The sequence below is a fragment of the Deltaproteobacteria bacterium HGW-Deltaproteobacteria-2 genome, from assembly GCA_002840505.1.
Lineage (GTDB): Bacteria > Desulfobacterota > Syntrophia > Syntrophales > Smithellaceae > Smithella.
The window spans coordinates 557,411-569,559 of the sequence record PHBC01000001.1 but is presented as its reverse complement, the minus strand read 5'-3'; the positions used below and the strand labels follow the sequence as shown (position 1 = coordinate 569,559).

Genomic DNA, 12,149 nt, shown 5'->3' with positions numbered 1-12,149 from the left:
CCAGCAAGTTTCAGCGCGCTTCGCTTCTGGAACTTGGGACTCATTAAATTGGAGTTTCACAATAGATGAAGCGTTTTTTTGATTTCACCTCAGCATTGATCTTATTAGTTATAATGGCAGTGCCCATTGTTTTAATAGCCATTCTGGTAAAAATCACATCACCCGGCCCGATTATTTACTGGTCAGAGCGAGTCGGTAAAGACAACAAAAATTTTATCATGCCGAAGTTTCGTACAATGCGTAAAGATTCTCCGGTAGTTGCAACTCATCTTATGCAAAATGTTGAAAATTATCTGACATCATTCGGATCATTTCTGCGCACAACAAGTCTTGATGAGTTGCCTCAGTTCTGGAGTGTGCTTAAAGGGGATATGAGTTTTGTCGGTCCACGTCCGGCGTTGTTCAACCAAGAGGATTTGATTGCCTTGCGGACGAAAAAAGGTGTTCACAAATTAATTCCCGGGATAACAGGATGGGCGCAAGTCAATGGCCGGGACGATCTTCCAATTCCCGTTAAGGTGGAATATGATGAATATTATCTGAGAAATCAATCTTTCTTCTTTGACTTGAAAATCTTGTGGAATACATTTTTTAAAGTTATTAAAAAGGAAGGTGTGGTGCATTAATATGTATTTCCCGATAAAAAACCCCAAAATGTATTTAATGATTTTCAGCGATGTATTAATATTTACGTTATCCATTGTTATCTCATACTTGTTTCGCTTTGAATTTTTACTTAGTCCATTTTACATGCAGCAGATAAAAATGGTTCTTCTCTGGATTATTCCTCTGAAGATTATCGTTTTTGTTTTTTCCGGTGTTTATCGAGGAATGTGGCGTTATACCAGCATCAGGGATTTCTGGCTTTTAGCGAGAGCTTGCCTGTTATCCACTTTATTAATTCTTGCGATAATTTTGTATATAAGCGGTTTTAAAGGATATTCCCGATCCATTTATTTTATGGACGGTGTTTTCACTTTTCTATTAGTCGGCGGAAAACTAATAGCTATTCGTTCTTACTATTCAGGATTTGCCAATCCGAGAATTAAAGAAGAACTGTTTCCGAAGGTAACTTATAAGAACGTATTGATAATTGGAGCGGGCGATGCCGGTGAAAAAATATTACGGGAAATTTTCGAGAACAATCAATTGCATTATAAGGTAGTCGGTTTTATTGACGAGGATCCTCAAAAAAAAGGAAGATCGATTCATGGAGTACCTGTGCTGGGAAATCTGGAAAAGATTACCTCTATTCTGGAAAAAGAAGATGTTAAAGAAATACTTATTGCCATTCCATCGGCCAAAGGCGACCAGATAAGAAATATAGTGGAAACCTGCAAGGACTGTGATGTTTCTTATAAAATACTGCCGGGAATGGGTGAGCTTATCGACGGCCGGGTTAGTATTAAAGTTCTACGCGATATAAGTTATGAGGATCTGCTGGGAAGACCGCCGGTGAAATTGGATAACACGGGCATTAGCGGATATCTGAACGGCAGAACTGTTTTAATTACCGGTTGTGGCGGTTCCATCGGCTCTGAACTGTGCCGGCAAGTGATAAAATATCAACCGAATTATCTGGTCTTGCTTGATGCCAGCGAAATGAATCTCTTCAATATTCAGATGGAGCTGCAAAATGAAAACAATTTTCACAAATGCGAAGCAATTCTGGGGCATGTGCAAAATGAACTTCTCATGGAGGATATCTTTAAAAAATACAAACCGCAGATTGTCTTCCATGCCGCAGCTTATAAGCATGTCCCGATGCTGGAAAGAAATCCCTGGGAGGCGGTATTCAATAATATCATCGGCAGTCGTATAGTCATGGAAATGTCGGTTAAATATCATGTGGAGCGATTCGTATTGGTATCAACGGACAAGGCTGTCCGTCCTATTAATGTTATGGGGGTAAGCAAACGGGTGACCGAATTGATCATGCAGTCTTTACAGGGTAAAAACACGCTGCTGATGGCGGTAAGATTCGGTAATGTTATTGGCTCCTCCGGTTCTGTGATTCCGGTTTTCCGGCGGCAAATAGAGAAGGGGGGACCTGTTACAGTCACTCATCCGGAGGTAAACCGCTATTTTATGACCATTCCAGAGTCGACACAACTGGTCTTGCAGGCTGCAGCTATGGGGCGAGGTGGAGAAATATTTATTTTAAAAATGGGGACTCCTGTTAAGATAGCAGATATGGCAAGAGATCTGATTCGTCTTTCCGGAAAAGAGCCTGATACTGATATTAAAATCAGTTATACCGGTTTACGTGATGGAGAAAAACTATACGAAGAACTCATTACGGAAGGAGAGGATATTTTGTCGACCGGACATGAAAAAATTATGGTGCTACGCTCCAATGATCACGCTAATGGATTAAATCAAATACTTAATATGAAACAAAAACTTGATGAAGATATTGAAGAATTGGTAAAATATTCCCTGGACCACAATGCGGGGACCATTAAGAAAAAACTCAGGGAAATTGTACCCGAATATATTCCACAGGACAACAAAACTGTTCTTTGAGCGCTTCTTTTTTAAAAATAGCTTAAATAAAAATGATTATTTCCGCTCAGCATAAAATAAATATTCCCATCAGAAAAATATTAATTATCCAATTAGGCGATATAGGAGATGTCGTGTGGGCGATCCCCGCGTTTGGGGCTGTTAAAAATGCTTTTCCGCAGGCTGAAGTTTCTGTTTTAACCAGAAGGCCCAACGGGGATTTGCTTTTGGACGATTCCCGTATCGGTAAGGTATTTCAAGTCGACCAGCGAAGTGTATTCAAAGGATTGCAATTATTAAAATCAATACGCCGGGAAAAATTTGATTTGCTCTTTGATCTGCGCGCTGATGATCGCGGAGCTTATATTTCTTTATTAAGCGGAGCAAAAATGCGAGCCGCTCTTTATTATAAGGGAATTAACTGGCGTAATAGAATGTTTACACATCTTGCCAACCCGCCTGAGGCGAAAGAAAGAATTTTCGGAGCCGCCGAGCAATCTCTAAAAATTATTAGAAGTTTTGGGATACAAGAAACCACTTCCATTCCTCAAATCTTTGTTTCTACGGAAACCAAAAATAAAGTGATAACATTATTGAAGACAGAAAATATTAAATCTGAAAACGGTTATGTCACAATCAATCCGTTTTCACGCTGGTCTTACAAGGAATGGGGAATTGATAAATGGCGGCAAATCATATCTTTTGTTTGGCAAAAATATAAAATGCCGGTCCTGATCCTGGGGTCGGGTGAAGAAAGGAAAAGGGCTGATGAATTAACAGTTGCTGATTTATCTTCAGCATATAATCTTGCGGGGCAAACAACGTTGCAGGAAATGGCCGGTCTTTTACAAGAGAGCAAACTGCACATTGGAGTGGATAGCGCTGCACCTCATATTGCTGCGGCAGTCGGTACGCCGACCTTGACTATCTACGGTCCGTCCGATTGGCGCGATTGGTCACCACCGGGAGAAACAAATCAGGTTGTCCTGCCGGACATGGATTGTTCACCCTGTCGTAAAAAAGGATGCGATGGAAGCGGTCAAAGCAAGTGCCTTGACAATTTGGCTGTTGCTAAAGTACAAGATGCCCTGGGAAAAATGTTTAATGAAATTATGTTTGAAAAACATTAAATGGAAAGAATACTGCAGATAAAATGAAAATCTTCCCCAAAGAAATGATTGACGAACTAAACGCTATAGCCAGATATTTTCATATGTGGTCATTGCTGGGATGGTATGATATCAAACAAAGGTATCGCCGGTCACTGATAGGACCATTCTGGATAACTATCAGCACGGGGATTATGGTTGGCAGTATCGGGCTGATGTTTTCGACAATATTCAAGTCTTCCTTCAGTGAATTTCTGCCATATTTCGCCATCGGGCAGATAATATGGCTTCTGCTTGCCGCGCAACTAACTGATGCCTGCACTATGTTTGTTCAGTCTCAGTCCATCATTAAACAAGTATCTCTTCCGCTGTCGGTTCATGTTTTGAGAAAATTGTGGTATAATATAATATTATTTCTTCATAATTTTCTCATTATCATTATAGTACTAGTTATTGCCGGAAACGGATTTTCATGGGAATATCTTTTAATTATACCGGCGATTATACTTATTCTCATTTTGCTTTTTCTTCTCTCCATGATTCTCGGAATTATTTGCACAAGATTCCGTGATATAACCCAGATTGTGGCGGTATTCCTGCAACTCATTTATTTTTTTACTCCTATTTTCTGGATGAAAAAATCTCTTGCCTCTAAACAATCGTGGATTACCGACTTCAATCCCTTTTTTCACATAATTGAGTTAGTACGTTCTCCCTTATTGGGGAAGACCCCGGATCTGTATCACTGGATTAGTCTTTTAATATATATAGTTTTAGCGGCAGCAATAACTTTCTTTTTTATAAAACGATTTCGTAACAGAGTAGCTTACTGGCTGTAGGTAACATCATGACTTCAATAAAAGCGAAAAGTCTGACCATATATTATCCCATCTTTGACTCATCAAGTCGTTCTCTCAAGAAAGCTGTTGTTCGCGCGGCGACAGGAGGAAAAATAGCCAACGATGCTCATGGAATAAGTGTTTGTGCCATTGACAACATTTCCTTTTCGTTTAGTGAGGGTGAGCGGGTAGGTCTGGTGGGGCATAACGGAGCGGGAAAATCCACGCTCCTGCGCGCAATCGCCGGTGTTTACGCTCCCGCCAGCGGCACTATGGAAGTTAGTGGGTCGATCGTTTCGTTGCTGGACCTTTCTTTGGGCATGGATAATGAGTTTACCGGTTATGAAAATATTTTTATGCGTTGTGTTCTTATGGGTATAGGAAAATCCGAGGTTAAGAAACATATTGACGATATCATCGAATTCTCCGAACTGGGTGAATATATAAGAATGCCAATGAGAACATACTCCACCGGAATGTCTCTGCGTCTGGCTTTTTCCATCTGTACGACATTTCCGTCTGATATTGTTCTTATGGATGAATGGCTTTCCGTCGGTGATGCCGACTTCAGCAAGAAAGCGGAAAAAAGATTGCTGGAGTTTATAAAAAAATCTTCGATACTTGTTTTGGCGTCTCATGATGCCGAGCAAATAAAAAAAATTTGCAATCGTGTTTTGACGATGGATCACGGTCGTATAACAGAAGATAAATTTAATTAATCTTCTGTTATGATAAGTTTAAGCCGAATGTTACAAAAGTGATCAGCCCTATGGAAAAATGCACATTCAAAATGTTGTCAATCGTAATACCGGTTTACAACGAAGAAAGATATCTTGAGTCCGTTATCAACAAAGTTATTGCGCAACCACTTCCTTGCGGTTTGGAACGGGAATTGGTTCTGATTAACGACGCCTCTCAAGATGCTACCTGGGATATCATGCGATCCTTGCCGGGTAAATTTCCGTCAACGAAAATTCAATTAATTAATAAAGCGGTAAACGAAGGCAAAGGCGCGGCTCTAAGGGACGGATTTGCCAAAGTAACAGGAGACATTGTTATTATCCAGGATGCCGATTTCGAATACGATCCGGCGGATTATCCTAAATTATTGCATCCTATCCTGGTAGGGAAAGCAGATGTTGTGTTCGGGAGCCGATTTATTGGCGAGCCGCATCGTGTGATGTATTTCTGGCATCAGGTTGCGAATAATGCGCTAAATCTTCTTTCCAACATGCTGACTAATTTGAATCTTACAGACATGGAAGTATGCTACAAAGTTTTTGTGCGTGAAGTTGTCGATCAAATCAAAATCAAAAGTCCACGGTTTGGAGTTGAACCGGAGATTACTGCCAAGATTGCCCGCATGCGCCTCAATGGAAAGAGGGTGCGTGTTTATGAGACGGGTATTTCTTATGCCGGGCGCACATACGAGGAAGGCAAAAAAATTGGTTGGAAGGATGCGGTATCGGCGATAGTGCAGATTATCCGCTTCCGTTTTATGGATTAGCTAACGTTTTATGCGATAAAATAACCGAGCAGGAATGCGGATATTTGATTGAAACATGGATTGGTATAATTCAATGAGAAAACAAATATTATAATCGGCATTTCATAAAGTACAATAGCCCAGCAAATATTCTTGGACTTTCTCAATCGAGCCGGATGAAAGGCGCACAAAAAATTCTACTGGCACCGGTAAAAGAATTAACCGGCAACAATGACGCTAATTACCGTGTGACAATTATTGAGCATTTGACAACAGCATGGAATATTTTTTTAATTAGCGGGTTTCTTTCGTGAAAACAAATGTTGCTATTCTGATAGTGAATTGGAAATCATCACCTATGCTCCTGCGTTGTCTGGAGTGCATTGCTAAACAAGAATCTATAAAACCTGAAATATTTGTTTTGAATAATGGCAATGATGATCCTATAGCGGAAAGTTATTGCAGCAGATTTCCTGCCGTACAATTCTACAAAAGCGAAAAAAATATTGGTTTTGCAGCAGGGAACAATCTGCTCTTTCAAAAAACAAAAGGATATGAATGGATAGCACTGATAAACCCGGATGCGTATCTGGAACCAGATTGGTTAAGTAAAATGCTCTCCGCTGCAATTGCACATCCTGAATATTCATTTTTTGCATCTCGTCTTGTCCAGTCTGTAAATCGTGAAATTCTCGATGGAGATGGAGACACGATGCATGTATCTGGATGGGCGTGGCGAAAAGGTAATTATCAGCCCATACCGCATGATATAAATAAACCTCTTGAAATATTTTCCGCCTGTGCGGCGGCGGCGCTTTATCGGCGAGATGTCTTTGAATTGATGGACGGATTTGATGAAGATTTCTTTTGCTATTTTGAAGATGTCGATCTGGGTTTCCGGTTGCGTTTGGCTGGTCATCGTTGTTTGCTGGTGCCGGATGCCGTTGCCTATCATGTTGGGGCGGCAACTACAGGAAACCGACATAGTGATTTTGTTGTTTATCATGGTCACAGAAATATGGTATGGGCATATGTGAAAAATATGCCTGATGCGCTTTTCTGGTCTCTGCTTCCTGCGCATATTTTGATCAATCTTGTGACTATTATCTGGTTTTCTTTACGTGGACAAGTTGTAGTAATCCTGAAGGCAAAATGGGATGCGCTCTGTGGTATTTCTCGTATGTGGCAAAAGAGACGTGATATTCAAAGAAACCGAACCGCTTCCATAGCTGAAATTTGGAAGATTTTAAATAAAAGCTTTTTGCCTCGCTTATCACAATTCCGGCGGAGGTCTTTCTAAATGCCGAAAGTATCCGCTATTATTGTTAACTATAATGCAGGTACTATATTAAATGAAACTGTAAATTCGCTTTTGGGCTCAGCACCTGTTGCTCAGGTGATCGTCGTTGATAATGGCTCCACAGATCACAGTATGGAGGCCATTGAGAGAATGGCGTTTTCACGATCAGACCTGATATGTATTCGTAATAATAAAAATATGGGTTTTGCCAAGGCCTGTAATATAGGTGTTGTTGCTGCCGGGGAAAATGATTATTTGCTTTTTCTGAATCCGGATTGTCTCCTTGATAAAGGTGCTCTGGAGAAATTACTGATCGGCATGAAATCATCACAGCAAACTGGAATGGCCGGGCCGCTGGTCCTCAATCCTGATGGTACAGAACAACCAGGGGGGCGACGTGCTGTGCCCACACCATGGAGGTCTTTCATTCGCGCATTTGGCCTTTTTAGCTTTCGCAAACGCTATCCCCGACTTTTCTCGGATTTCCTGCTTCATCAGCAGCCTTTACCGGGTGACCCTGTTGAGGTTGAAGCTATTTCCGGTTCCTGTATGCTGGTGAATCGTGCAGTGTTGAAAGATGTCGGCCTTTTGGATGAGGGATATTTTTTACACTGTGAAGATCTGGATTGGTGCATGCGCTTTCGACAGCGGGGTTGGAAAATAATGTTTGTTCCCGATGCCCATGTAGTTCATCACAAAGGAACATGCAGTAAAGCACGCCCGATTTTTGTGGAATGGCATAAACACAAAGGTATGATGCGCTTCTATGGTAAATTTTTCCGCCATCAGTATCCCGGTATCTTAATGTGGATCGTGGCAGTGGGAGTATGGTTAAGATTCGGCGCAATGGCTGTTTCCTACAGCATTCGCCTTATCGGACAAAGGCTGACACATGATTGGTTATAAAGAACGTGTTGGAGTTATCGGCGCAACAAGTATCGTCGGGGACTATCTACTGTCCTTGTTGGTTGAGGAAGGTTGGGATGTTGTGGCGTTTTCGCATCGGGAAAGTCAAATAAAAGCTGTGGAAGATAATTCTGTTGTCTGGCGATTACTTGCCAGTTTCAAATCAACCGAAGTCGGTTATTTTGATCAAAGAAAAGAACAAATAAATTTGTGGATTAGCCTTGCTCCTATTTCTGTCTTGTCGGAATACTTTTCGATGCTTTTGACCTATGGCGCCAAACATATTGTGGCTGTTTCATCCACAAGCAGGTTTACCAAGAGCGAATCCTCAGATCAGGACGAAAAAATATTGGCGCAAACTCTTGCTGAAAATGAGGAGCGTTTGAAGTCTTGGGCAAAAAAAGAAAAATTAACTTTTACAATATTGAGACCAACCCTGGTTTACGGTCTGGGGCGAGATAAGAATGTCAGTGCGATTGCTTCCTTTATCCTGCGTTTTTCTTTTTACCCCGTGTTAGGAGCAGCATACGGGCTGCGACAGCCGGTGCACGCAAAGGATGTCGCTGCGTGCTGTGTTACCGCTCTGAGTTCAAAGGCTGCAATTAATAGTAGTTATAACGTATCCGGAGGAGAGACAATTAGCTACAGGGAAATGGTCTGTCGTATTTTCGTGGCCCTTAATAAAAAGCCGCGATTTGTGACTTTTCCTCTCTGGCTTTTCCGGGTTGCAGTAATGTTCTTGCGAATGTTTCCTCCTTTTCGCCATTGGTCGGCCGCTATGGCTGAAAGAATGAATCAGGATCTCGTTTTTAGTCATGAAGAAGCGAGTCGCGATTTGGGATTTAAGCCGCGACCATTTCGTTTAACTAAGGAAGATTTACCTCGTTTATATAGTAATACATTATAAATAACATATCGAATCCCTTTATAAATAATTATCCTGCCAGTTTCCCTGTCTGAAATTATAAAAAATAACATCAAGTTTTATATCGGAATAATCGCGGTTTGTGTTCTGAAAAACTGATGGAATATATTGAAATAATTAATTATTTAATGAGCTCTGTCTTTGATGACATTTATGCAATTTTATCTTGACAATAAGCATGGTCTTATGCCGATATAGCGGCATAAAATTACCTATTATAACCAAGGAGGTTGAAAAGCGAAGTTATGGCAAAATATGTATACTCTTTTTCGGAAGGATATGGAAAAAGCAAAAATCTTTTGGGAGGCAAGGGCGTTGGACTTGCGGAAATGGCGCATCTTAACATTCCTATTCCTCCGGGTTTTACCATTACAACGGAAGTATGCACGGCCTTCTATGCGAATAAAGGCCGTTATCCTCAGGAATTAAAAGAACAGGTTGCAAAAGCTCTGCAGAAGATGGAAAAGGATTCGGGAATGAAGTTCGGTGACCCGAAAAATCCTCTGCTTTGTTCAGCTCGCTCCGGAGCGCGCAGCAGCATGCCCGGCATGATGGAGACGGTGCTGAATATCGGTCTTACATCGAAAACGATTACCGGCATGATTGAAAAAACAAAAAATCCCCGCTTTGTCTGGGATTCCTACCGCCGTTTGATTCAGATGTATTCGGATGTTGTTATGGAAAAAGCCGAAGGCATTGAACCGGAAGAAGGCATGGGTGTTCGTCAGCAGCTGGAGAGAGAACTCGCGGCAATGAAAACACGCCGCAATGCTAAATCAGACGTTGATCTTACAGAGAAAGATCTTGCCGAATTGGCTGAAATTTACAAAGCCAAAGTACAAGCCGTTCTTGGCAAACCTTTCCCCGATGACGTTATGGAGCAGTTATGGGGTGCAATCGGTGCGGTCTTTAAAAGCTGGAATGGCAAGCGCGCGGTTTCCTATCGCCGTATTGAAGGAATACCCGATGAGTGGGGCACTGCGGTAAATGTGCAGGCGATGGTGTTCGGCAACATGGGCGATACATCGGCTACCGGTGTGGCCTTTACCCGCAATCCGGCCACCGGCGAGAATAAATTCTACGGCGAATGGCTGCCCAATGCTCAAGGTGAAGACGTTGTTGCGGGAATCCGCACTCCCAATCCGATAAATGAAGAAACCCGCCAGGTAGACGATACCGAAGGACATCCCTCTTTGGAGAAGGCCATGCCCAAAGCCTACGCTCAGATCAAGGCTATTCGCAATAAACTGGAAGCTCACTTCAGAGACATGCAGGATTTGGAATTTACAATTCAAGACGGCCGCGTCTGGATGCTGCAAACCCGCACTGGCAAGCGCAATGGTCCCGCCGCCGTACGCATGGCTGTGGAAATGTACAAAAAAAAGATGATCAGTGCCGCGGAAGCAATATCCAGAGTAACACCGGCTCAGCTTGATGAAATGCTTCATCCGATGGTTGATCCGAAAGCCGAGGCTTCGGGAGATTTTCTGGTAAAAGGTCTACCTGCCGGTCCCGGTGGAGCCGTGGGACAGGTTGTATTTACAGCGGAAGAGGCGGTCAATCTGAAGAAAGAAGGTAAGAAGGTAATCCTGGTACGTGAAGAAACCAATCCCGAAGATGTGGAAGGCATGCGCGCGGCTCAGGGAATTCTTACGGCACGTGGCGGTATGACCTCACATGCGGCACTGGTTGCCCGCGGTTGGGGCAAGTGTTGTATCGTCGGTGCCGGCGCTTTACATGTTGATATGCAGCAAAGGACAATGACGGTTGCCGGGAAAACGGTACGCGAAGGTGAAATTGTTACGCTCAACGGAACCAAAGGACGCGCTTACATTGGCGCTTTGCCGATGATCAGCGGCGCAGAAGACGATCAGAACTTTGCTGATTTTATGAAACTTTGCGATTCTATACGCCGTCTGAAAATTCGCACCAACGCCGAAACGCCTAAAGATGCGGCCAAAGCCATGCAGTTCGGGGCTGAAGGAATCGGCCTGTTCCGCACCGAGCATATGTTTTACGGTGAGAATAGCGAAAAACCGTTGTTCTGTCTGCGCAAGATGATTCTGTCGGATAATGAAGAACAGCGTCGCGCGGCACTGGACGATTTATTCCCGTTCGTGAAAAGCGATATTAAAAAGACAATGGAAGTCATGGCCGGAAGACCTGTAACCATTCGCCTTCTTGATCCGCCTCTGCATGAATTCGTGCCGGAAAATCCGGAGGAAAGACAGCGTTTGGCTGAGAGTCTGGATATTTCAATAGACAAGCTCAACAGCCGGGCAGAAAAAATGCACGAGACCAATCCGATGATGGGACATCGCGGGGTGCGCTTGGGTATTACCTATCCTGAAGTGAGCGAAATGCAAATTCGTGCCATTCTTGAAGCAGCGGCGGAGCTGATCAAAGAAGGCAAAAAAGCGTTTCCCGAAATTATGATTCCGGTTGTCTGCGGTGTGAACGAATTAAAGAATCAAGGGGCTCTGGTCAAAAAGATTTATCCTGAAGTATGCGCCAAATATGGACTCAAAAAGATGCCTTACATGGTCGGCACGATGATTGAAATTCCGCGGGCGGCGCTGCTGGCCGACCGGATTGCTGAAGAGGCGGAATTCTTCAGCTTTGGAACGAACGACCTTACGCAAATGACTTACGGCTTCAGCCGTGACGATGTCGGTGCGTTTGTGCCCGAGTATCTGGAGAAAAAAATTATTCCGGCTGATCCCTTCCAGATTCTTGATCAGATAGGCGTTGGCCAGTTGATACAGCTTGGTGTTGAAAGGGGACGCAAGACACGTAAAGATTTAAAGGTCGGCATTTGCGGCGAGCATGGCGGCGAGCCATCGAGCGTTATGTTTTGCCATAGCGTAGGCATGAATTACGTTAGTTGTTCACCCTATCGCATACCGATTGCACGTCTGGCTGCTGCTCAGGCCGTGGTCAATGAGAAGAAGAGTTCGCCCAAGCCTCCTGTGGCGAAACCAAAAGCAAAAGCAAAGGTGGCAGCAAAACCCAAGGCAAAAGCAAAGCCCAAAACAAAGGCAAAAGCGAAGGTTCGCAAATAATTGTTCGGCTTTGGAAA

10 protein-coding genes are annotated in these 12,149 nt (G+C 43.1%); all 10 read left to right on the top strand.

Features of this window, described 5'->3' with window-relative positions; translation table 11 throughout:
* The first annotated feature begins 65 nt into the window (after positions 1–65).
* The 10 genes from CVU62_02620 to CVU62_02575 all read left to right on the top strand — a co-directional run bounded on the left by CVU62_02620 (position 66) and on the right by CVU62_02575 (position 12,132).
* Positions 66–626 carry a lipid carrier--UDP-N-acetylgalactosaminyltransferase gene (locus CVU62_02620; GenBank protein PKN39112.1) on the top strand — a complete coding sequence of 187 codons (561 nt, stop codon included), beginning with the start codon at positions 66–68 and terminating at the stop codon, positions 624–626.
* Position 627: 1 nt separating this feature from the next.
* Entirely contained in the window at positions 628–2,526 is a 1,899-nt protein-coding gene (locus CVU62_02615) for a polysaccharide biosynthesis protein (GenBank protein ID PKN39111.1), read from the top strand.
* 32 nt (positions 2,527–2,558) lie between these two features.
* The gene (locus CVU62_02610; protein ID PKN39110.1) at positions 2,559–3,635 is read left to right on the top strand and encodes a hypothetical protein; all 1,077 of its coding nucleotides are present in this window, start codon (positions 2,559–2,561) and stop codon (positions 3,633–3,635) included.
* A 23-nt stretch (positions 3,636–3,658) separates the two neighbouring features.
* On the top strand, positions 3,659–4,453 hold the full coding sequence (locus tag CVU62_02605) for an ABC transporter permease (GenBank protein ID PKN39109.1): 795 nt from the start codon (positions 3,659–3,661) through the stop codon (positions 4,451–4,453).
* 8 nt (positions 4,454–4,461) lie between these two features.
* The gene (locus tag CVU62_02600) at positions 4,462–5,172 is read left to right on the top strand and encodes a sugar ABC transporter ATP-binding protein (protein ID PKN39108.1); all 711 of its coding nucleotides are present in this window, start codon (positions 4,462–4,464) and stop codon (positions 5,170–5,172) included.
* Positions 5,173–5,222: 50 nt separating this feature from the next.
* On the top strand, positions 5,223–5,960 hold the full coding sequence (locus tag CVU62_02595) for a glycosyl transferase (GenBank protein PKN39107.1): 738 nt from the start codon (positions 5,223–5,225) through the stop codon (positions 5,958–5,960).
* A 289-nt stretch (positions 5,961–6,249) separates the two neighbouring features.
* A complete protein-coding gene (locus CVU62_02590) occupies positions 6,250–7,239 on the top strand; it encodes a glycosyltransferase family 2 protein (GenBank protein PKN39106.1) in 990 nt (329 codons plus the stop codon).
* Positions 7,240–8,145, top strand: a complete 906-nt coding sequence (locus CVU62_02585; GenBank protein ID PKN39105.1) for a dTDP-Rha--alpha-D-GlcNAc-pyrophosphate polyprenol alpha-3-L-rhamnosyltransferase — start codon at positions 7,240–7,242, stop codon at positions 8,143–8,145.
* Entirely contained in the window at positions 8,132–9,052 is a 921-nt protein-coding gene (locus CVU62_02580) for an epimerase (protein ID PKN39104.1), read from the top strand. Before CVU62_02585 ends, CVU62_02580 begins: the two co-directional genes overlap by 14 nt.
* Before the next feature lie 263 nt (positions 9,053–9,315).
* Positions 9,316–12,132 carry a pyruvate, phosphate dikinase gene (locus CVU62_02575; GenBank protein PKN39103.1) on the top strand — a complete coding sequence of 939 codons (2,817 nt, stop codon included), beginning with the start codon at positions 9,316–9,318 and terminating at the stop codon, positions 12,130–12,132.
* Positions 12,133–12,149 lie beyond the last annotated feature (17 nt).